Origin of the sequence: Micromonospora sp. NPDC002575 (assembly GCF_042889525.1) — a bacterium.
In the GTDB taxonomy this organism is placed as follows: domain Bacteria; phylum Actinomycetota; class Actinomycetes; order Mycobacteriales; family Micromonosporaceae; genus Micromonospora; species Micromonospora carbonacea.
The window spans coordinates 230114-250916 of record NZ_JBIARA010000011.1; the positions used below are offsets into that span (position 1 = coordinate 230114).

Consider the following 20803-nt stretch of genomic DNA (forward strand, 5'->3'; position numbering starts at 1 on the left):
TCAGGGCGCCGCGGCCAGCGGGCGTACGCGGTGCCGGCGGCCGAACCGGCAGGCCAGCCAGACCAGCAGGAGCGTCGGCATCGAGTACTTGCAGAGGCAGAACAGGACGTTGTCGAGGTCCGAGCCCTGGGTGGTGACGAGGACCCACACCACGGGCGCGACGAGCTTCGGCGTCAGCTCCGGGGCGTCCACGGCCGCCGTGTAGTACCCCTGCACGGCGCGGACGGCGAGGCCGAAGGCCACGAAGGAGAGCACGCCGCCGACCAGGCCGAAGTTGATGATGCCCTCGCCGGCCATGCCGTAGACCTTGCTTGAGCTGCCTTCCCCCTGCGGGTAGAGCGGGTTGTAGAGGATGCGCGATCCCACGTCGACCTTGCTGGTCGGCACGTCGGGGAACAGGCCGTCGGGCAGGAACATGAACCAGGCGTTGGCGTAGGTCGCGCCGAGCACCGGCTCGAACTGGCCGTCGAGATAGCGGTGCAGGATGACGCTCTGGATGTCGGCCCGGCCCAGGTCCGCGGTGAGCAGCATGGACATGTCGCGCCCCGTGTCCGACACGGTGCCCTGGACCGTGCCGGCCCGCCGGATCTCGTCGATGGCCTTGGTGCCGCCCAGCTTGTAGAAGGCGTACAGGTAGATGAAGGCGAAGGTGAGGACCCCCACCACGGCGATGACCTTGCGGGGCACCCGCCGGACCGTGACGTTGACCAGGACGAGGGCCAGCAGCAGCGGCCAGAGGGTGCTGCTGCGGCTGCCCTTGAGCCCGCCGATGAAGAACTGGGTCACGGTCAGCGCGAGCACGAGCAGCACCAGCAGGACGGTGTGCCGGGCGAACGTCTTGCGCCAGCGGACGAGCGCGAGGGTGAACACGACGTACGGGAACGCCTCGGAGAGCACGATGAGCGGGCCGAGCCCCGTCATGTCCCTGGCCCGGTTCGCCTGGTCGGCCATCGTGTCGACGAAGCCGTCGATGCCGCCGAAGATGGCGATCTCGTAGCCCATCGCGGCGACGCTGAGCACCGCCAGGGCCAGGCCCGCCACGTAGAAGGTGGGCAGGTGCATCGTGGGCGGCCGGCGCTGCCGGCGGCGGGGCCGGCGGGGGAGGGCGAGCACCACCCGGTAGAGGCCCGTGCCGACCGCGTTGAGGATGCCGAGCATCCCGAGCGCGTCGCGCCAGACGGGCTGGTCGTAGATCCCCGTCACCCACTCGTCGAGGGCCACGTTCAGGATCGGCGCGAGGTAGAGGAACTGGAGCCCGAGCAGGCCCGCGCAGGCCCGCGGGTCGAACACGTCGACGCCCCGGCGGAACCAGCGCAGCGCCTCGGCGCCGACGAGGACGCCGGTGAGGGTCGTGGGCACCATGAACCAGTGGCGCAGGTCCGGTAGGCACACCATCAGCGCGATGCTCAGCGAGGTCACGAGAACGACGGCCAGGACGTTGTTGTCCACCGGCTTTCCCGTGGTCACCGGCCCGGTCGCGCGGAGCGCGTCGACGGGTCGTGCGGCGGGACCAGCCAGGGTCGTCATCGGATTCTCCTCGTGCGGCGGCGATGGGTGCGCCGGTGGCGTCGACACCCTCCTAACCAGGTCCGGCCCGGGAACGTTACTCAGCGCGACGGCCCCGGGGCCCGGAGGGATCCGTCCGGGTAGCCGGGGGCCGTACCGAGGAAAAGGCGGCTAATGCTCTGTTATGGGCGTTTCTTGGGCGCGGGTCGGTCGTTGCCCTGGGTGTTACGGGGGCGCACCGCCCGGCGACCCGGCTCACGGCTGCGGCGGCCGGGTCGCCGGCAGCGGCGGACGGATCGGATGACGAGATGCATGTAGTGATCATGGCCGGTGGCAAGGGAACGCGGCTGAAGCCGTACACGACCTCGCTGCCGAAGCCGCTGGTGCCGATCGGGGACAGCCACGCGATCCTGGAGATCGTCCTGCACCAGCTCGCGAGCTGCGGGTTCACCGACGTCACCCTGGCGATCAACCACCTCGGCTCGCTGATCCGCGCCTTCGTCGGCGACGGCTCCCGGTTCGGGCTGCGCGTGCGGTACGTGGAGGAGAGCGTCCCCCTGTCGACGATCGGGCCGCTGTTCGGCATCCGCGACCGGCTGCCCGAGCACTTCCTCGTGATGAACGGGGACGTGCTCACCGACCTCGACTACGGCGACCTGCTGCGCACCCACGCCGCCTCCGGGGCCCCGCTGACCGTGGCGACCTTCCACCGCACCGTGAAGATCGACTTCGGCGTGCTGTCGGTCGAGGACGGCCGGGTGGTCGAGTTCAGCGAGAAGCCCGTCCTCGACTACCACGTCAGCATGGGCGTCTACGGGCTGTCCGCGCGCACCATCGCCGCGTACCCGGCCGGGCTCGCGTTCGGCTTCGACCAACTCGTGCTGGACCTGCTCGACCGCGGCGAGCCGCCGGCGAGCTACCCGTTCGACGGGTACTGGCTCGACATCGGCCGACCCGAGGACTACGACGAGGCCAACCGGACGTTCGAGCGGCTCCGGCCGATCCTGCTGTCCCCGCGTACCCCGGAGCCGGTGTGACCACCGTCCTGGTCCTCGGCGGCTCCGGCTTCATCGGCGGGCACGTCCGCGCCGCCCTGCGCCCGCACGCGGCACTGGTCTGCCCCGGCCGGCGCGACATCGACCTCGTCGCCTGCGACGTCGGCGAGCTGGGCGCGCTGCTGCGCGCCGCCCGGCCCGACGCGGTGGTGGCCTGCACCGGCCGGCTGGACGGGCGGGCCGACGAGCTCGTCGCGGCGAACGTGTCGGTGACCGCGAAACTCGTCGAGGCCGTCGCGGCCGAGGCCCCCGGCGCGCGGCTGGTGCGGATCGGCTCCGCCGGGGAGTACGGGCCGGTGCCGCACGGGCACGCCGCCGCCGAGAGCGACGACGCGCGCCCGGTGAGCGAGTACGGCCTGACCCACCTGACCGCCACCCGGCTGGTCGAGCTGGCCGCCGCCGCGGGCCGGGTCGACGGCGTCACGCTGCGGGTGTTCAACCCGATCGGCCCCGGCCTGTCCGCCGACACCGTGCTCGGCCGGGTCGCCACGCTGCTGCGCCGCGCGAGGCCCGGCGATCCGGTCACCGTCGGCCCGCTCGCGGCCCACCGGGACTTCGTCGACGTCCGGGACGTGGCCGCCGCCGTGGCCGCCGCGGTCCGCGCGCGCCGGCTGCCGCAGCGGGTCTACAACGTCGCCAGCGGCCGGGCCGTGCCGGTGCGGGAGGCGGTCCGGCTGATGGCGGACGCGGCCGGCTTCACCGGCGCGGTACGCGAGGACCAGCCGGCGCCGGGCCGCTCGGCGGCGGTCGACTGGATGTGCGGCGACGTCTCCCGGGCCGCGCGCGACCTGGGCTGGGCGCCCTCCTACGACCTCGCCGAGTCGGTCAAGGCGAGCTGGGCCGCGACGGGCGCCTGACCGGTCCGCCCGCGCGGGCGCACCGGTGCACCGAGCACGACAACCGAGGGGAAGAAGACAACGTGTATCGCAGGATAGGGATCGTCGGTCTCGGCTACGTCGGGCTGACGCTGGCCGCCGCGCTGGCGCGCAAGGGGTTCGAGGTGCACGGGGTGGACGCGAACCCGGTCGTGCGGGCGGCGTTGCGCGGCGGCCGTCCACACATCTTCGAGCCGGGCATCGCCGACGTGTTCGCGACGCACGCCGGCCGTTCCGTGTTCGTCGACGACACGCTCCCGCCGGACCTGGACGCGGTGGTGCTCAGCGTCTCCACGCCGGTGGACGAGCGGACCCGGCAGCCCGACCTGACCAACCTCGCGGCGGCGGCGGCGCAGGTGGCCCGCTGGTGCGGCCCGCAGACGCTGGTGGTCGTCCGCAGCACCGTCCCCGTCGGGACGAGCCGGCGGGTGGTGCTGCCGGCGCTGACCGGGGCGTGGGGGCGGGCGCTGCTGGTGATGGCGCCGGAACGGACCATCCAGGGTCAGGCGCTGCGGGAACTGGTCGAGCTGCCCCAGGTCGTCGGCGGCGTGGACGACGAGAGCCTGCGCGCCGGCCTGGAGCTGTTCGGCGGGCTCGCCCGGCAGACCGTGCCGGTGTCCAGCCTGGAGGCCGCCGAGCTGGTCAAGCTCTCCAACAACTGCCACACCGACCTGATCTACTCGTTCGGCAACGAGGTGGCGCTGATCGCCGAGCGGCACGGCCTCGACCCGCTGGAGGTGATCCGGGCCGCGAACCTCGACTACCCCCGGCCGGACCTGAGCCGGCCCGGGTACGTCGGCGGCGGCTGCCTGTCGAAGGATCCGTACCTGATGGTGGCCAGCGCCGGAGCCGACGGCGCGTTCCTGGTCGGCGCGGCCCGCCGGCTCAACGAGCACCTGCCGGTGCACGTCGCCGAGACCGTCGTGGAGCTGATCCGGCAGCGGCGCGGCGACACCGTCGGCGCGAGGCTGGCCGTGCTGGGCTGGGCGTACAAGGGCTGGCCCCCCACCGACGACATGCGCGGCACGCCCATCGCCGCGATGATGCCGGTCTTCCGGGCGGCCGGGCTGGTCGTGGCCGGGCACGACCCGATGGTGCCCGACCAGGTGATCCGGGCCTACGGCGGCGAGCCGACCAGCCTGGACAAGGCGTTCTGCGACAGCGACGCGGTGCTCGTGGTCAACGACCACCCCGACTACCGGGCCCTGGAGGTCGGCGGCCTGCTCGCCGCCGGCGGGGCGGGCGTCGTCTACGACTCCTGGCGGATCCTCGACGAGGCGGCGGTCACCGCCGCCGGCGCGCGGTACGCCGGCATCGGCTACCTGCCCGCGCCCCGCGCCGCCGCCCCCACCGGCCAGGTGACCGCGTGAGGCGGGCGCTCGTCCTCGGCGGCGCGGGCTTCATCGGCCTGCACCTGACCGAGCGGCTGCTCGCCGACGGCCACCGGGTGGTCGTCGTCGACGACTTCTCCCGGGGCCGCGACGACGAGCGCCTCGGCGCGCTGCGGGACGACCCGGCCGTCGAGGTCGTCTCGGCGGACCTGACCCGGCCGCAGGCGTGGGCGGCGCTGCCGCGCGGCTGCGACGAGATCTACCTGCTCGCCGCCGTGGTCGGGGTGCGCAACGTCGAGGCCGATCCGACGCGGGTGATCCGGGTCAACACCCTGACGGCGCTGCACCTGCTCGACTGGGTCGAGCCCGGCGACCGGGTCTTCTTCAGCTCCACCAGCGAGGTGTACGCCGGAGGCGTCGACGCCCGCGTCGTGCCGGTGCCGACGGCCGAGGACGTCCCCGTCATGATCACCGACGTCACGGCGCCCCGGTTCTCGTACGCCATCAGCAAGCTGCTCGGCGAGGCCGCCTTCGTGCACGCCGCCCGCGCCCGACGCTGCGCCGCCACGGTCGGGCGCTTCCACAACGTCTACGGCCCGAGGATGGGCACGGACCACGTCATCCCGGAGATGTCGCTGCGCGCCCTCGACGGGGAGGACCCGTTCCGGGTGTGGGGCGCCGACCAGTACCGCGCGTTCTGCCACGTCGACGACGCGGTCGAGGCGGTGCTGCGGCTGATGCGCTGCCCGGCCGCGGCCGGCGAGATCGTGCACGTCGGCAACGACGCCGAGCAGACCAACATCGGCGACCTGGCCAAGCTGGTGCTGCGGGTCGCCGACGCGACGCCGGTCCTGCAACCGATGCCCGCGCCGCCCGGCTCGGTGCACCGCCGCTGCCCCGACCTGGCGACGCTGCGCCGGCTGACCGGCTTCGAGCCGGTGGTGCCGCTGGAGGACGGGGTGCGCCGGACGTTCGACTGGTACCGCGCCTGGCGCGCCGGCACGGTGGGTGCCCGCGGCCGGTGACGGGCGGACATGGCCGCGGCCCGCCTAACGGCGGGCCGTGGCCTCGCGCACCGACTGGTAGAAGGCGCGCCGCCGGGGCTCCAGGGAGTCCCGGGAGTAGCGCCGGGCGTGGGCGAGGTTGCGGGCCGAGGCGAACGCCATCCGGTCCGGGTCGGCCACCATCCGGGCGATCGCTTCCGCCAGCGCAGCGGGGTCGTCGGGGCCGACCAGGTCCTCGGGGGCCAGCAGCTCCGGGATCCCGCCGACGGCGGTGCCGATCGCCGGCAGCGCGCGGGCCATGGCCTCGATCAGCGCGCGGGGCAGCCCCTCGGTCCGCGACGGGACGACGGCCAGGTCGGCCGCGTCGAGTTGGGCGCGCAACGGCGCGCCGGGGGCCACCCAGCCGGCGAACGTCACCCGGTCGGCGACACCCCGCGCCTCGGCCAGGCCCGCCAGGTGCCCGGCGAACCGGCCGGCGCCGGCGTGCACGAGCCGGACGTCGACCCCGCGCGACGCCAGCCGGGCCACCGCCTCGACGAGCGTGTCGACGCCCTTGTAGAGCTGGTCCAGCGTCCCGATCGAGATGAGCGTGTGCCCGCCACCGGCGTCGGCCCGGACGGCGCGCGGGGCGTCGGCGAACGCCTCGGGCGGCAGGTCGATGCTCGACACGTTGGCCGTCGGCGCGTGGGGGGCCGCCGGGTAGCGGGCCTGGAGATAGTCCGCCGTCACGTAGGAGACGGCGACCGCCGAGCCGCACTCGCGGCGCAGCCGGGTCGCGAAGCGCTGGCGCAGCAGGGGCCGCAGCGGGTGCCGGACCACCCCCGGCGCGAGCACGTCGTACGGGTCGCCCACCACCTCCAGGGCGTACGGCAGGCCGTGCCGGCGGCGGACGCCGGCCAGCAGGGAGCCCAGCGCGGAGGGCACGCGCAGGATCACCGCGTCGTCGCGCCCGGCCGCGGTCGCCATGGCGCGGCCGATGGGCATCCGCTGGCGCAGGTACTGCTGCGGCCCGACGTAGTGCGGCACCGGGTGCACCGTGACCCCGGGGCCGTCCACCCGCAGCGCCGTCTCCGGCACCCCGGGCTGCGCGGCGACGCGGGCCACCACGCGCACCTCGTCGAAGGCGGTGAGGTAGCGCCGCCAGATGTCGTAGCCGTGGGAGTGCGTGGTCCAGACCCGGCCGTCGGGCGTGACGGCGTAGCGGTACTCGGTGGTGACGACGACCCTCATCTCGCCGGCACCCCCTTCACCACCGCGCCGGCCGGCACGTCGCGTACCACGCAGGCCGCCGCGCCGACGGTCGCGCCCGTGCCCACCCGGAGTCCCTGGAGGACCACCGCGCCCGCACCGATCAGCACGTCCGAGTCGAGCCGGCAGCCGCCGGAGACGGCGGCGAGCGGATTGACCGAGACGTGGTCGCCGACCACGCAGTCGTGGCCGACGGTCGCGTTCTGGTTCAGGTGCACGTGCCGGCCCAGCGTCACGTCGGTGGTCACCCGGGCGCCGGCGAACAGCACCGTCCCCTCGCCGACGCGGGCGTCCGCGCCGAGGGTGGCGTCCGGGTGGACCAGCACCGCCGACGGCAGGCCGTACGAGTCGATCCGGCGGGCGACCCGCCCGCGTGCCCGGGGATCGCCGACGCCGACCACCACGTGCGCGCCCCCGGCGTCGGCCAGGGACGACACCGGGCCGAGCCACGGCACGCCGAGCCGCTGCACCCGCTTGCGGTTCTCCTCCGCGGGGTCGTCGTCGACGAACCCGCGCACGTGCCAGACGGGGCCGCCGGGGGCCGCGTCGTTGACCGCCCGGACGATGCCGAGGATCTCCCGGCCGTGGCCGCCGCACCCGACGATCACCAGCTCCGGCCTCATCGGACGGGCTCCCGCGCGCGGTCGTCCACCGGGACGCCCCGGTACTCGTGGGCGGTCGCGCTGCCGGGGGCCGTGATGCCGTCGCGGCGCAGCACGGTGACCACCGTCCAGGCGAGGATGCGCAGGTCCAGCAGGAGGCTGCGGTGATCGACGTACCAGACGTCGAGCACGAAGCGCTCCTCCCAGGCGAGGGCGTTGCGTCCGCGTACCTGTGGCAGGCCGGTGACGCCCGGTCGGACCTCGTGGCGGCGGAACTGCTCGGCGGTGTAGCGCTGCACGTACTGCGGCAGCAGGGGACGCGGCCCGACCAGGCTCATGTCGCCCCGCAGCACGTTCCACAGCGAGGGCAGCTCGTCCAGGCTCGTGGCCCGCAGCCACCGGCCCAGCGGGGTGATCCGCCCGGCGTCGTGGACGGGGGACAGCGGGTCGCCCTCGGCCCGCATGGACCGGAACTTCACCAGCTCGAACAGCTCGCCGTGCAGCCCCGGACGGCGCTGGCGGAACAGGACCGGCCGCCCCATGGTCAGGGCGATGGCCAGGGCGGTCGCCGCCATCACCGGGGCGGCCAGGACGAGCAGCAGGGCCGCCACGGTCACGTCGAGAACCCGCTTGATCCGCTCGTAACGGTGTCGGTTCATCCCCGCTCCTCCAGGAGTTCCTCGAACACCTCGAAGAGCCGGTGGGCGTCGGCGTCGGTCGCGGCCCGGCAGGCGCGCAGCGGGAAGGACTCCCCGAGCGGGCCGACGTCGGGCTGGAGGAGCGCGATCCGGCCCGTCACGTCGGCTCGCCCGGGGACGTGGCGCGAGGCCAGACTGCGGGACGGCGAGCGTTCATGATGGACCCCCCGTGGCGATTTCATCCGACATTGCACTTTTATCAGTTGTGATGATGATAAAAGTGACCAATGGCCAAAGTGGCCGCAAAGGCCACGCCTCGCCGACGAGGCGTCGGACGTGCCCCGCGCCGCCCGGCGGACGTGCCCCGCGCCGGGCCGCCCCGGGCGGGCGCGTTCACCCCGGGGCCACGTGCCGCGTTACGGTGACGGCAGGCGGCGCGCGGAACACCAGCCGTCGCCCGCCTCGAGACGCAGGCTGAGCAGGGTCGCCAGGGGCACCGACTCGCCGTCCCGGCCGCCGCGCCCGACCACCAGCGGCGGCGGGGCAGGCTCCGGGTCCGCCCCGAACAGCCGCGCCCGCAGGCTGCGCGGCACGGCGAGCAGGTAGAAGCGGCCCTCGGTGTCCACGGCGCGGGTGCGGGCCCGGTCCACATACCAGCCGGTGATCCGGGTGCGGTAGTGGCCGCGCCCGTCGAAGCCGACCGCCCTCAGCCGCTCGCTGCGCAGCCCGCGCCGCAGCGCCTCGGCGGCGAAGCCGGCCACCAACTCCGCGGCCTCCGCCTGCTCCGCGGCGCGCTGCTCGGCGGCAGCCGCCGCGTGCGCCCGCACCGCGTGGCGCTGCCGCTCCCGCCACTGAAGGCCGTCGTCCTCACCCACGCCGCCGACGGTACGCGCGCCGCCACGTGCACGCCTCACCGGCCGGGCTCCCGGTCACGCTGCCGAGCTGAGTCGTCCGCGACATCGGCTCGGCAGCGCGCCCGCACCCTCAGGCCAGGCCGGCGCGGCGCAGCGCGTCCGCCATGGCGTTGTTGGCCGACGCCGGGGCTCCTCCGCCCCCGCGCCCCTGCCGCTGCGACGGCCCGCCGCGCGAGCCGCCCCGGTCGCCGCGCTGACCTGCGCCGCGTTGCCCGCCCTGCCCCCCGCCGCCCTGACCACTGCCGCGTTGCCCGCCGCCCTGACTTCCGCCGCCCTGGCCGACGGCGGGCATCTCGTCGTCGAGCCGCAGCGTCAGCGAGATCCGCTTGCGCGGCACGTCGACGTCGAGCACCTTCACCCGGACCACGTCGCCGGACTTCACCACGTCGCGCGGGTCCTTGACGAACGTGCGGGACATCGCCGAGACGTGCACCAGGCCGTCCTGGTGCACCCCGACGTCGACGAACGCGCCGAACGCCGCCACGTTGGTGACCACGCCCTCCAGGATCATGCCGGGCGTCAGGTCGGAGATCTTCTCCACGCCCTCGACGAACGTGGCGGTGCGGAACTCCGGCCGCGGGTCCCGGCCGGGCTTCTCCAGCTCCGCCAGGATGTCGGTGACGGTGGGCAGGCCGAACGTGTCGTCGACGAAGTCGGCGGCCCGCAACCCGCGCAGGATGGCGCTCTGCCCGATCAGGGAGCGCAGGTCCTGCCCGGTGCGGGCCAGGATCCGGCGGACCACCGGGTACGCCTCCGGGTGCACGCTGGAGGAGTCGAGCGGGTCGTCCCCGCCGGGGATGCGCAGGAAGCCGGCGCACTGCTCGAACGCCTTCGGGCCGAGCCGGGACACCTTCTTCAGCTCGCCCCGGGAGCGGAACGGGCCGTTGGCGTCCCGGTGCAGCACGATGTTCTCCGCCAGCCCCGCCCCGATGCCGGAGACCCGGGTGAGCAGCGGCGCGGAGGCGGTGTTGACGTCCACGCCGACGGCGTTCACGCAGTCCTCGACCACGGCGTCGAGCGAGCGGGAGAGCTTCACCTCGGACAGGTCGTGCTGGTATTGCCCGACGCCGATCGAACGGGGGTCGATCTTGACCAGCTCGGCGAGCGGGTCCTGCAACCGGCGGGCGATGGAGACCGCCCCGCGCAGCGACACGTCCAGCCCGGGCAGCTCCTGCGAGGCGTACGCCGACGCCGAGTAGACCGACGCCCCGGCCTCCGAGACGACCACCTTGGTCAGCTTCAGCTCCGGGTGCCGCTTGATCAGGTCACCGGCGAGCCTGTCGGTCTCCCGGCTGGCGGTGCCGTTGCCGATGGCGACCAGCTCCACGCCGTGCGCCCCGGCCAGCCGCGCGAGGGTGTCGATCGAGGCGTCCCACTGCCGGCGCGGCTCGTGCGGGTAGATCGTGTCGGTGGCGACGACCTTGCCGGTGGCGTCGACCACCGCCACCTTGACGCCGGTGCGCAGGCCCGGGTCGAGGCCCATCGTCGGCCGGGTGCCGGCCGGCGCGGCGAGCAGCAGGTCGCGCAGGTTGGTGGCGAAGACCCGCACGGCCTCCTCCTCGGCCGCCTGCCACAGCCGCATCCGCAGGTCCGCACCGAGGTGGATGAGGATGCGGGTGCGCCAGGCCCAGCGCACCGTGTCGGTCAGCCACCTGTCGCCGGGCCGCCCGGAGTCGCTGACCCCGAACCGGCCGGCGATCGCCGCCTCGTAGCGCGTCGGGCCGGTGACCGGGGCGTCGGAGTCGCCCTCGGGCTCCGGGTCCATCGTCAGGTCGAGCACGCCCTCCTTCTCGCCCCGGAACATCGCCAGGATCCGGTGCGAGGGCAGCTTCGCGTACGGCTCGGCGAAGTCGAAGTAGTCGGCGAACTTGGCGCCGGCGGACTCCTGGCCGTCGCGTACCCGGGAGACCAGCCGGCCCCGCGACCACATCTGCTCGCGCAGCGTGCCGATCAGGTCGGCGTCCTCGGCGAAGCGCTCCACCAGGATGGCCCGCGCGCCGTCCAGCGCGGCGGCGGCGTCGGCCACCCCCTTGTCCGCGTCGACGAAGCCGGCGGCCCGCTGCCTCGGGTCCTCGCTCGGGTCGGCCAGCAGCGCGTCGGCGAGCGGCTCCAGGCCGGCCTCGCGGGCGATCTGGGCCCGGGTGCGCCGCTTCGGTTTGAACGGCAGGTAGATGTCCTCCAGCCGGGACTTCGAGTCGGCCGCCATGATCTGCGCTTCCAGCGCCTCGTCGAGCTTGCCCTGGCCGCGGATGGACTCCAGCACCGCGGCGCGGCGCTCGTCCAGCTCGCGCAGGTAGCGCAGCCGCTCCTCCAGGGTGCGCAGCTGGGCGTCGTCGAGCAGGCCGGTGGCCTCCTTGCGGTAGCGGGCGATGAACGGCACGGTGGCGCCGCCGTCGAGCAGCTCCACGGCCGCCCGGACCTGACGTTCGGCGACGCCGAGCTCGTCGGCGATCCGCTGGTGCACAGACTGGGTCACGATCTTCATCCGCCTTCGTGTGGGTTCCGCCCTGCATTGTGCCGCCCACCCCCGACGCCGCGCGGCACCCCCGCCGGTGCCGAGGCGGCGTGCGCCGCCGCCGGCTGCGCTAGCGTGGCGATCATGGAACATCCCGCTGACCCGCGGGCGCGGCGGCTCTTCGGCGGCAGCGCGCGGGCCCTCGGCGACCTCGCCGCCAGCCCGTTCCGGGCCGACCGGGACCGGATCGTGGCCTCGCCCTTCTTCGCCCGCCTCGGCGGGGTCACCCAGGTGATCAGCCCGGGCGGCTCCGGCCTGCTGGTGCACAACCGGCTCACCCACAGCCTCAAGGTGGCCCAGGTCTCCCGCGCCATCGCCGAGCGGCTCACCGCCGACGTGCGGTGGCGGGACCTGCTGAACTCCCTCGGCGGTTGCGACCCCGACGTGGTGGAGGCCGCCGCCCTCGCCCACGACCTCGGGCACCCGCCGTTCGGGCACCTCGGGGAGCGGGTGCTCGACCGGCTGGCCCGCCAGCGGCTGGGCCTCGCCGACGGCTTCGAGGGCAACGCGCAGTCGTACCGGATCGTCACCAGCACCGAGATCCGCGGCGCGGCAACCACCGGCCTGGACCTGACGGCGGCGGTCCGGGCGGCCCTGCTGAAATACCCGTGGACCCGGCTGGACCATCCGGACCCGCACCCCCGGCACCTCGTCCCGCCGCCCCGGGGCGCCGCCGCGCCCGCCGACGACCCGGACAGCGGGTCGGCGAAGTTCGGCGCGTACCGCACGGAGCTGGCCGACCTGCGCCAGGCCCGGGAGCCGTTCGCCGGGCGGATCGCCGACTGGCAGCAGACCGTGGAGGCGTCGGTGATGGACACCGCCGACGACATCGCGTACGCCATCCACGACGTGGAGGACTTCTACCGGGTCGGTGTGCTCCAGCAGGGCGCGGTGGCCGCCGAGCTGATGGCCTGGCAGCGGGAGCACGGGCACTTCCGGGCCGTCACCGACCCGGCGTTGGACGGGGTGGGCCGGCGGCCCGGGGCGGCCATCGAGCGGCTGCGCCGGCAACTGCACCGCAAGGACGCCTGGATCGCCGACGACGAGTCGTTCGCCGCCGCCGTCGAGCACGTCCGGCAGGAGCTGGTCGAGGGGCTGCTCGCGCTGCCGTTCGACGGCTCGATCGAGGCGGAACAGTACGTGGCCCGGTTCTCCGCCCGGTGGACCACCCGGTTCGTCGACGCCATCACCGTGACCGAGGCCCCGTCGGTGCGTTCCGGGCACGTGCTGCTCGCCCCGGCCCAGTGGCACGAGGTGCAGGTGCTCAAGTTCGTCCACCATCGGTTCGTGCTGGCCCGCCCCGACCTGGCCCTGCACCAGCGGGGACAGGCGCGGCTGCTCGGCACCCTCGTCGAGGCGCTGTGGGAGTGGCTGCTCGACCCGGAGGAGGAGTCGAGGCTGCCGCGCCGGCTGCACGACCTGGTCGAGCTGGCCGAGGCGGAGCTGCACCCGCGTACGCCGGACCGGCTCGGCCGGGCCCGGGGCCGGGCCATCATCGACTTCGTCGCGCAGCTCAGCGACGGCCAGGCGGTCGCGATGCTCGACGCGTTGTCAGGCCGCTCCGGCGCGCTGTGGACCGACGCCTTCGTGCTCTGACCGCCCGGCCGGTTGCGCGGTCGATCAGTCGCGACGAAGCGGACAATATGCATCTTTCTGGCGTTTCCCTGTACTCTGGGCCTTCGTTGAACCGGATGCCGTGCAGCTCGGCGGCCCGTGACCGTCCGCAGTGGCTGCTGCGCGGAGCCAGGATGGCCGGCGCCGCTCCAAGAAATAGGAGAACTTGGATGACTTGCTCGACTGTTGGTCGCCGTGTGCTGATCACCGGAGGGACCGGCTCGTTCGGCCAGACGATGGCGCGGCGGCTGCTGGACCGCGACGTCGCGGAGGTGCGCGTCCTCAGCCGGGACGAGGCCAAGCAGGACGTCATGCGCCGGACCCTCGCCGACGACCGGGTCTCCTACCACCTGGGTGACGTCCGGGACCTCGACAGCGTCCTGCGCGCCACCCGGGGGGTCGACTTCGTCTTCCACGCCGCGGCGCTCAAGCAGGTCCCGTCCTGCGAGTTCTTCCCGCTGGAGGCGTTCCGGACCAACGTGGTGGGCAGCGCGAACGTGATCGAGGCGGCGGATCGGCACGGGGTCGGTTCCGTCGTGATGCTGAGCACCGACAAGGCGGTCCACCCGGTCAGCGCGATGGGCATGAGCAAGGGGATGATGGAGAAGCTGGCGCAGGCCCACGCCCGGGGCGGCACGGGCGGCGCGACGGTCGTCTCCTGCGTGCGGTACGGCAACGTCATGTATTCGCGGGGCTCGGTGATTCCGATCTTCATCGAGCAGATCAAGGCCGGGGTGGTGCCAACCGTCACCGATCCCGACATGACGCGGTTCATGATGTCGTTGGCCGACTCCGTGGAGCTGGTCGAGCACGCGTTCCAGCACGCCCGACCCGGCGACATCTTCGTCCGCAAGGCCGGTGCCTGCACGGTGGGGGACCTCGTCGTCGCCCTGTGCCAGCTCTTCGACGTCCCCCCGAAATACGACGTGATCGGCGTCCGCCACGGCGAGAAGCAGTTCGAGACGATGGCCAGCCGCGAGGAGTTGGCCCGCGCCGAGGACTTCGGCGACTTCTACCGGCTGCCCGTCGACGCCAGGAGGCTCAGCTACGCGTCCTACGTCAGCGAGGGCCGGATCGGGCTGCCGGCGCTGCCCGAGCTCAGTTCCGCCACCGCCCGGCGGCTGGACGTGCCGGAGATCATGGAACTGCTGCTCACCCTCCCGCAGGTCCGGACGGAACTGGCCCTGTACGACCCGGCGCTGGCGCGGTGACCGGCACGCCCTGACCGGGCCCGGCCGGGCCAGCCAGAGGGACGGGCCACAGTCGGAGCACGGGGGGTTGCCCGCCTGCCCCACGCTGTCGCCCGGCGCACGCCCGGGCGGTCACCGGTGTCGACCCAGGAACTCCTCGATCAGCCCCAGGACGCGATCGGCGTCGACGCCGGGGAGGGTGGAGCCGCTGGGCAGCGAGATGCTGTCGGCGAAGAGGCGGTCCGCCGCGCCGGTCACCGCCGCCCACCGGCCGAGGTGGGCCGGCTGCCGGTGCATCGGCTTGAACATGGGGCGGGTCTCGATGTCGTGTGCCGCCAGGTGTTCACCGAGGTCGCGGGCCCGCCAACCGGCCGTCGCCGGATCCACCACGAGCGAGGTCAGCCAGCAGTTCGAGCCGGCGTCCCCGTCGCCGAGGATGCGCGTACCCGGCGTCGAGGCGAAGACCTTGGCGTAGCGTTCCCGCACCGCGCGCCGCCGTTCGATCATCCCGTCGAGGCGGCGCAACTGGGCCCGGCCGAGGGCCGCGAGCACGTTGCTCAGCCGGTAGTTGTAGCCGACGTCGCAGTGCTCGTAGTGCGCGACCGGCTCCCGGGCCTGCGTCGAGAGCCGCCGGGCGCGGCTGATCAGCCCGGCGTCCTCGGAGACCAGCATGCCGCCGCTCGACGTCGTCATGATCTTGTTGCCGTTGAACGAGAAGATGCCCACCCGCCCGAAGCTCCCGGCGTGCCGACCCTGGTACGTGGAGCCGAGAGCCTGGGCCGAGTCCTCGACCACCGGCACGCCCGCTGCCGCGCAGACCGGCAGCAACCGGGCGTAGTCGGCACAGACGCCGTTGATGTCCACCGCCACCACTGCGGCGATCCGCCGGCCCTGGCGGCGCAGGTCGTCGAGCAGGTCGGGCAGCAGGTCGACGTCCACGTTCCCGGTCGCCGGGTCGCAGTCGACGAAGACCGGGTCCGCCCCGGTGTACGTCACCGCGTTGGCGGTCGCCACGAACGTCAGCGTCGGCACCACCACGACGGTCCCGGGCCCCGCGCCGACCGCGAGCAGGGCGAGATGCAGCGCGGCCGTCCCGCTGCTGACCCCCACCGCGTGGCCGCAGCCCACCCGCTCGGCCACCTCACGCTCGAACGCGTCCAGGTCGGGGCCGGTCGGCGCCACCCAACCCGACCGCATCGCCGCGACGACGAGGGCCTCCTCGGCGGGACCGACGTCGGGCGGGGAGAGGTGGATCCGCCGGACGGTAGGGCGGCCTCCGCAGTACTGATCCACCATCAGGGCCTCCGGGCGACAGGTACGTGGTGATCCGTGGCGCTCACACCCAGTTAACCGAGATCGCGCCTGGACGTTACGGAACCGGCACGTCGGCGGCGGCGCGGTCCGAGGGACGACGCCCCGTCACCATGTCGGCCACCAACTCCGCCGCCGCCGTGCGGTCGAAGGCGCGCAGCGCGTGCTCCCGCGCGCGGCGACCCATGGCGGCGAGCTCCCCGGCGACGAACGCGCGGTGGGCGGTCGAGAGCGCCTCCCGCAGGGCCGCCGGGTCGCCCCGTGGCACGATCCAGCCGAAGCTGTCGTCCACCGCCTCGGGCAGCCCCCCGGCGTCGCTGACGATGCTGGGGCGGCCCATGGCGGACGCCTCGCGCACCACCCCGTTGCTGCCCTCCGACAGCGACGGCGTCACGTTGACGTCGGCGGCCAGGAAGTAGGGGCGCAGGTCGGGCAGGCGGCCCAACCACACGACGCTCCGGTCGTCGGCGAACCTGTCCATCAGCCCCCTGCGGTGCGCCTCGCCGGCCTCGGTGAAGCCCACCCCCACCATCAGCAGCCTCGACCGTGGGTGCGCGGCGCGGAAGTCGCGCCACGCCTCCAGCAGAACGTCGTGGCCCTTGATGTTCTGGCCGGCGAACGCGATCCGTTTCGGCGAGTACGTGTTGGCCACCATGAGCACGACGAAGACGTCGTCGTCGAGGCCGAGCTCCGCCCGGACCGAGGCGCGGGCCGAGGCGGCGGGGCCGGGCGTCCTGACCCGGGCGGGGTCGAAGTGGCCCAGGTCGACGCCGTACTGGGCCACCGGCCGCCGCTGCGGCGGGCAGCCGAGGGCCTGGTAATGCGTCGAGATGTGCTGGGTGCAGCAGATGATGAGGTCGTCCAGCCGCCACAGCAGGCGCTCCACGGGACGGACCACCGGCGATTCCAGGTAGAGCGGCCCGGCGACCATGTGCACCCGGCGCAGCGGAAGCCGGAACGCCGCTATCCGGGCGGCCAGGGCCGCCGCGTACAGGTGGTAGTTGAGCACGTCCAGCCGGAGCCCGCGCAACAGCCGGCGCAGCCGCCACAGGCCCCGCACCGCCCCCAGGGTGGGGCGGAACCGGAAGTCGAAGGGGGAGTCCAGCGTCTCGACGCCGCGCTCCCGTAACCGCTCCCGCAGCGCGCCCGGCCCCGGAGGGAGGATCGCGATCACCTCGTGGCCGCGCCGCCGCAGCTCGTCGACCTGGGGGAGCGTCCAGAGGCAGCCCTCGGCCGTGCGCAGCAGGATGGCGATGCGAAGGTTGCCCACGACCGTGTCCTTGTCGTCTCCTCTGCGAACGGCGACGCCCGGGTGCGGGCGACACCTGTTCGCGACGGGTGCCGGTAACGGCGACTAGGTCTGGTCCAACGAGGGGAGCCGGCCGGGGTTACGAGCCGGCCCGTGCGCCGGGCGGGCCGCGACGGGCTGCCGGCCGGCTCAGGCGATCGCCTGCCACCAGCCGTCGACCGCCGGCGGGTCGTCGACGACCACCCGCTCGCCGGGGCGGGGCACCGCCAGCCGTACGTCGCGGGCCTTCGCCTCCGCCCACAGCCGGTCCACCGGCTCCGACCAGTCGTGCAGGGCCAGGTTGAACGTCGCCCAGTGCACCGGCAGGAGCAGCCCGCCGCGCAGGTCGAGGTGGGCGGCGACGGCCTCCTCCGGAAACATGTGGATGCTCGGCCACGCCCGGTCGTACGCGCCGATCTGGATCAGCGTCACGTCGAACGGGCCGTGCTCGGCGCCGATCTCGGCGTACCCGTCGAAGTAGCCGGAGTCGCCGGTGTAGAAGACCCGGCGGTGGGCCCCGGCCACCACCCAGGAGCTCCACAGCGTGCCGTCGCGGCGCAGCCCCCGGCCGGAGAAGTGCTGGGCGGCGGTCGCCGTGATCGTCAGCCCGCTCACCCGGTGGCTCTCCGCCCAGTCCAGCTCGACGATCCGGTCCTCCGGCACGCCCCACCGCTCCAGGTGCGCCCCGACCCCCAACGGCACCACGAACGGCGCGGACTGGCCGGCGGTCAGCGCCCGCACGGTGGCCATGTCGAGGTGGTCGTAGTGGTCGTGGGAGATCACGATCGCGTCCACGGCGGGCAGCTCGTGCAGGCCCACCGGCGGCTCGTGCAGCCGGCGCGGCCCGACCAGCGCCGACGGCGAGCACCGGTCGCTCCACACCGGGTCGACCAGCACCCGGTGGCCCTCGATCTCGATCAGCGCGGAGGCGTGCCCATACCAGACGACGCCGAGCTCGCGCTCGGTGGCGGCGGTGGCCGGCGGGTCGGCCGGGCGCAGCAGCGGCACGGCGGCGCTGGGCCGGCGCTTCTGCTTGCCGAAGATCAGCTCGCGGACCAGGTTGCGGTCGGGTGAGCCGGCCATCGTCCGGGTGCTCGCCCGGTTGCGGAAGGCGCCGTCGCGGAACTGCGGTGAGCGGGCCGCCCGCTCGGCGCGGGCCCCGCTGAGCCGCCCGCCGAGGGCGGCCGGCACGTCCCGGGCCACCCAGGCCAGGCCGGCCAGGGCGGCGAGCCCGGCCGCGCCGCGCAGCCGCCGCGCCAACGCCCGCTGGGCGGCCTGTTCCGCTGGTGCCTCCATCGTGTCCCGCCCCCTCCGCCGATGCCCCGCAGTACACCGTAGTCCGCCACCGCACCCGCGCGCCCGGAGGCCGGTCGCGCGGGTGCGGCCCGGTCGCCGCGTGGCGTGGTCAGCCGCCGTTGCTGGGCCGCTGGACGACGGCCCGGTGGGTGGGGCCGACGCCGGCCAGCCCCGCGACGGCGGTCAGGAAGACGCGGCCCATCCGGGCCCGGGCCTGCACCGCCGGGTGGGTCGCGCCGAAGTCGCCCGCGCCGGCCTGCCCGTCGGCGAACAGGGCGTACGTCAGCACCGGCGCGCCGGTGGCGTCGAAGACGATCCCGGCCTCGTGCCGGGCGGTCTCGAACCAGCCCGCCTTGGTGGCGACCCGGGCCCGCTCGGCCGAGGACATCTCGCGCCGCACCCCGTCGGTGAACGCGATGGGGGAGCGCAGCAGGCCGAGCAGGAACGCCGTCGAGGACGCCGACAGCAGCGTGCCGCCCACCAGCTTCCGCAGCAGGTCGTGCGTCTCCCGGGGGGTGCTCGTGCCGAGATAGAACCGGTTCGGGTTGGCCACCGGCTGCACCTGCGTGTTCGGGAAGCCCTTCGCGACGAGGATCTGGTTCAGCTCGGCGGCCGGGCAGACCAGGCCGCAGAGCCGCACGGCGGTGTCGTCGGAGACCGTCAGCAGGGCCGCCAGCGCGTGCCCCAGGGTGACGCTGCTCGGGTACGCGCCGTCGAGGCTGAAGATGCCGTCCCCGCCGGGGATCACGATGGACGCGGTCACGTCGACCCGCTGGGCGAGCGTGAGCAGCCCCCGGTCGACCTTGTCCAGCACCGCCACGGCCACGGCGATCTTGTTGACGCTGTACGCCTCGATCCGCCGGTCCGCCTCGTCCGCGACGGCCGCCAGCGGCGCGGCGGCGCCGTTGGCGACGCTCACGTACGCCTGCCAGTTGCCCCCGGCCCGCGCGGTCTCCTGCGCGTAGCTCGCGGCGACCTGGGCGGCGGCCTCGGCCGGGGTGGCCGCCACGCGGGGCCGGCCGGCGGCGGACGCGGGCGCGGCGGCGCCGAGCACCGTGCCGGCGGTGGCCACCGTGCCGATGCCCAGCGCGGCCCTGCGGTTCACTCTGATCGTCACTCGTCTCTCCCCGTGGGTGATCGTGGATCGCCTGTCCCGCCACCCTAGGCGAAGTCGTCGCTGACCGTGGCCCCTGCCGTCGCTCATCGTGAGCGACGCGACCGCTCGGGTCACGGCGCGAGCACGACCTTGACGCAGCCGTCCTCCTTCTTCTGGAACATCTCGTACGCCTGCGGCGCGCGGGCCAGCGGCATCCGGTGGGTCCGCAGGTCCGCCACGCCCAGCGGGTCGTCGTCGCCGGCGAGCAGCGGAACGATCTCGTCGGTCCACCGGCGCACGTGGCACTGCCCCATGCGGAGCTGGACGCCCCGGTCGAACATCTCCATCAGCGGCAGCGGGTCGACCTCGCCGCCGTAGACGCCGGAGATCGAGACGGTGCCGCCCCGGCGGACCGCCTTGAGGGCGGCCTTGAGCACCGTCAGCCGGTCCACGCCGGCCCGGTCGATCATCGCGTCGGCCAGCCGGTCCGGCAGCAGGCCGGCGGCGGTCTGGGCGAGCTTGCCCGAGGTGGAGCCGTGCGCCTCCATGCCGACGGCGTCGATCACGGCGTCGGGGCCGCGCCCGTCGACCAGGTCGATCAGCGCGCCCGGCACGTCGTCGAGCTGGCTGACGTCGAGCGTCTCGACGCCGTGCCGGCGGGCCATCTCCAGCCGCTCCGGCACCAGGTCCAGGCCGATCACCCTGCCCGCGCCGAGGTGCCGGCCGATCCGGGCGCAGAACTGCCCGACCGGGCCGAGCCCGAACACGGCGAGGGTGCCGCCGGGCGGGGTGTCGGCGTACCGCACCGCCTGCCAGGCGGTGGGCAGGATGTCGGACAGGTACAGCCACCGCTCGTCCGGGCCGGCCTGCGGGACCTTGATCGGGCCGAACTGGGCGTGCGGCACCCGCAGGTACTCGGCCTGCCCGCCGGGCACCGACCCGTACAGCGAGGTGTAGCCGAACAGCGCCGCGCCCTTGCCCTCGGCGGTGACCTGGGTGGTCTCGCACTGGGCGTAGAGCTGCCGGTCGCACGTCCAGCACGATCCGCAGGCGATGTTGAACGGGATCACCACCCGGTCGCCCGGCTTCAGCCGGGTCACCCCGGACCCGACCTCCTCCACGATGCCCATCGGCTCGTGGCCGAGGACGTCGCCGGGCTTGAGGTACGGCCCGAGCACCTCGTACAGGTGCAGATCGGATCCGCAGATCGCGGTGGAGGTGATCCGGACGATCGCGTCCGTCGGCTCCTCGATGCGCGGGTCGGGTACGTCCTCGACCCGGACGTCCCGCTTGCCCTGCCAGGTGAGTGCCTTCATGCCC

18 protein-coding genes are annotated in these 20803 nt (G+C 74.3%); 6 read left to right on the forward strand and 12 right to left on the reverse strand.

Annotated elements, in window-relative coordinates:
- On the reverse strand, window positions 1-1527 hold the full coding sequence (locus tag ACFYWL_RS18500) for a hypothetical protein (protein WP_386974102.1): 1527 nt from the start codon (window positions 1525-1527) through the stop codon (window positions 1-3).
- A gap of 287 nt (window positions 1528-1814) precedes the next feature.
- Here ACFYWL_RS18500 and ACFYWL_RS18505 point away from each other — a divergent pair, with 287 nt between their 5' ends.
- From ACFYWL_RS18505 to ACFYWL_RS18520, 4 genes are all read left to right on the forward strand, one after another.
- Complete coding sequence (locus tag ACFYWL_RS18505; protein WP_386974105.1) at window positions 1815-2543, forward strand: sugar phosphate nucleotidyltransferase; 729 nt, start codon at window positions 1815-1817, stop codon at window positions 2541-2543.
- Entirely contained in the window at window positions 2540-3418 is an 879-nt protein-coding gene (locus ACFYWL_RS18510) for an NAD-dependent epimerase/dehydratase family protein (RefSeq protein WP_386974107.1), read from the forward strand. The genes ACFYWL_RS18505 and ACFYWL_RS18510 overlap by 4 nt, the downstream gene beginning before the upstream one ends.
- Window positions 3419-3480: 62 nt before the next feature.
- Window positions 3481-4806 carry a nucleotide sugar dehydrogenase gene (locus tag ACFYWL_RS18515; protein ID WP_386974110.1) on the forward strand — a complete coding sequence of 442 codons (1326 nt, stop codon included), beginning with the start codon at window positions 3481-3483 and terminating at the stop codon, window positions 4804-4806.
- Complete coding sequence (locus tag ACFYWL_RS18520; protein ID WP_386974112.1) at window positions 4803-5792, forward strand: NAD-dependent epimerase/dehydratase family protein; 990 nt, start codon at window positions 4803-4805, stop codon at window positions 5790-5792. The genes ACFYWL_RS18515 and ACFYWL_RS18520 overlap by 4 nt, the downstream gene beginning before the upstream one ends.
- Before the next feature lie 24 nt (window positions 5793-5816).
- Here the strand turns inward: ACFYWL_RS18520 and ACFYWL_RS18525 are convergent, their stop codons facing one another.
- The 6 genes from ACFYWL_RS18525 to ACFYWL_RS18550 all read right to left on the reverse strand — a co-directional run bounded on the left by ACFYWL_RS18525 (window position 5817) and on the right by ACFYWL_RS18550 (window position 11658).
- Window positions 5817-7001, reverse strand: coding sequence for a glycosyltransferase (locus ACFYWL_RS18525; RefSeq protein WP_386974115.1), 1185 nt, complete (start codon window positions 6999-7001; stop codon window positions 5817-5819).
- The gene (locus ACFYWL_RS18530) at window positions 6998-7642 is read right to left on the reverse strand and encodes an acetyltransferase (protein WP_386974118.1); all 645 of its coding nucleotides are present in this window, start codon (window positions 7640-7642) and stop codon (window positions 6998-7000) included. The genes ACFYWL_RS18525 and ACFYWL_RS18530 overlap by 4 nt, the downstream gene beginning before the upstream one ends.
- Window positions 7639-8280, reverse strand: a complete 642-nt coding sequence (locus ACFYWL_RS18535; protein WP_386974121.1) for a sugar transferase — start codon at window positions 8278-8280, stop codon at window positions 7639-7641. Before ACFYWL_RS18535 ends, ACFYWL_RS18530 begins: the two co-directional genes overlap by 4 nt.
- Window positions 8277-8420, reverse strand: coding sequence for a hypothetical protein (locus ACFYWL_RS18540; protein ID WP_386974123.1), 144 nt, complete (start codon window positions 8418-8420; stop codon window positions 8277-8279). Before ACFYWL_RS18540 ends, ACFYWL_RS18535 begins: the two co-directional genes overlap by 4 nt.
- Before the next feature lie 255 nt (window positions 8421-8675).
- Entirely contained in the window at window positions 8676-9134 is a 459-nt protein-coding gene (locus ACFYWL_RS18545; protein ID WP_386974126.1) for a hypothetical protein, read from the reverse strand.
- Between the two features lie 109 nt (window positions 9135-9243).
- Complete coding sequence (locus ACFYWL_RS18550) at window positions 9244-11658, reverse strand: Tex family protein (protein WP_386974129.1); 2415 nt, start codon at window positions 11656-11658, stop codon at window positions 9244-9246.
- Window positions 11659-11772: 114 nt separating this feature from the next.
- Between ACFYWL_RS18550 and ACFYWL_RS18555 the strand changes: the two genes are divergently transcribed.
- Window positions 11773-13284 carry a deoxyguanosinetriphosphate triphosphohydrolase family protein gene (locus ACFYWL_RS18555; protein ID WP_386974132.1) on the forward strand — a complete coding sequence of 504 codons (1512 nt, stop codon included), beginning with the start codon at window positions 11773-11775 and terminating at the stop codon, window positions 13282-13284.
- Between the two features lie 215 nt (window positions 13285-13499).
- Complete coding sequence (locus tag ACFYWL_RS18560) at window positions 13500-14513, forward strand: polysaccharide biosynthesis protein (protein ID WP_386974135.1); 1014 nt, start codon at window positions 13500-13502, stop codon at window positions 14511-14513.
- 111 nt (window positions 14514-14624) lie between these two features.
- Here ACFYWL_RS18560 and ACFYWL_RS18565 read toward each other — a convergent pair whose 3' ends face one another.
- The 5 genes from ACFYWL_RS18565 to ACFYWL_RS18585 all read right to left on the reverse strand — a co-directional run bounded on the left by ACFYWL_RS18565 (window position 14625) and on the right by ACFYWL_RS18585 (window position 20799).
- Complete coding sequence (locus tag ACFYWL_RS18565) at window positions 14625-15788, reverse strand: DegT/DnrJ/EryC1/StrS family aminotransferase (protein ID WP_386974137.1); 1164 nt, start codon at window positions 15786-15788, stop codon at window positions 14625-14627.
- Window positions 15789-15861: 73 nt separating this feature from the next.
- On the reverse strand, window positions 15862-17073 hold the full coding sequence (locus tag ACFYWL_RS18570; RefSeq protein ID WP_386974139.1) for a glycosyltransferase family 4 protein: 1212 nt from the start codon (window positions 17071-17073) through the stop codon (window positions 15862-15864).
- A gap of 168 nt (window positions 17074-17241) precedes the next feature.
- The gene (locus ACFYWL_RS18575) at window positions 17242-18387 is read right to left on the reverse strand and encodes an MBL fold metallo-hydrolase (protein ID WP_386974141.1); all 1146 of its coding nucleotides are present in this window, start codon (window positions 18385-18387) and stop codon (window positions 17242-17244) included.
- A gap of 109 nt (window positions 18388-18496) precedes the next feature.
- Window positions 18497-19504: a serine hydrolase gene (locus ACFYWL_RS18580; RefSeq protein ID WP_386974144.1), complete on the reverse strand. Its 1008-nt coding sequence runs from the start codon at window positions 19502-19504 to the stop codon at window positions 18497-18499.
- 110 nt (window positions 19505-19614) lie between these two features.
- Entirely contained in the window at window positions 19615-20799 is a 1185-nt protein-coding gene (locus ACFYWL_RS18585; RefSeq protein WP_386974147.1) for a zinc-dependent alcohol dehydrogenase, read from the reverse strand.
- Window positions 20800-20803: the final 4 nt, after the last annotated feature.

What these genes read in the sequence shown, in the direction of transcription:
- ACFYWL_RS18500 (WP_386974102.1), bottom strand. Translation starts at nt 1,527, where the DNA reads ATGACGACCCTGGCTGGTCCCGCCGCACGACCCGTCGACGCGCTCCGC.
- ACFYWL_RS18565 (WP_386974137.1), bottom strand. Translation starts at nt 15,788, where the DNA reads ATGGTGGATCAGTACTGCGGAGGCCGCCCTACCGTCCGGCGGATCCAC.
- ACFYWL_RS18575 (WP_386974141.1), bottom strand. Translation starts at nt 18,387, where the DNA reads ATGGAGGCACCAGCGGAACAGGCCGCCCAGCGGGCGTTGGCGCGGCGG.
- ACFYWL_RS18585 (WP_386974147.1), bottom strand. Translation starts at nt 20,799, where the DNA reads ATGAAGGCACTCACCTGGCAGGGCAAGCGGGACGTCCGGGTCGAGGAC.
- ACFYWL_RS18505 (WP_386974105.1), top strand. Translation starts at nt 1,815, where the DNA reads ATGCATGTAGTGATCATGGCCGGTGGCAAGGGAACGCGGCTGAAGCCG.
- ACFYWL_RS18525 (WP_386974115.1), bottom strand. Translation starts at nt 7,001, where the DNA reads ATGAGGGTCGTCGTCACCACCGAGTACCGCTACGCCGTCACGCCCGAC.
- ACFYWL_RS18550 (WP_386974129.1), bottom strand. Translation starts at nt 11,658, where the DNA reads ATGAAGATCGTGACCCAGTCTGTGCACCAGCGGATCGCCGACGAGCTC.
- ACFYWL_RS18535 (WP_386974121.1), bottom strand. Translation starts at nt 8,280, where the DNA reads ATGAACCGACACCGTTACGAGCGGATCAAGCGGGTTCTCGACGTGACC.
- ACFYWL_RS18555 (WP_386974132.1), top strand. Translation starts at nt 11,773, where the DNA reads ATGGAACATCCCGCTGACCCGCGGGCGCGGCGGCTCTTCGGCGGCAGC.
- ACFYWL_RS18530 (WP_386974118.1), bottom strand. Translation starts at nt 7,642, where the DNA reads ATGAGGCCGGAGCTGGTGATCGTCGGGTGCGGCGGCCACGGCCGGGAG.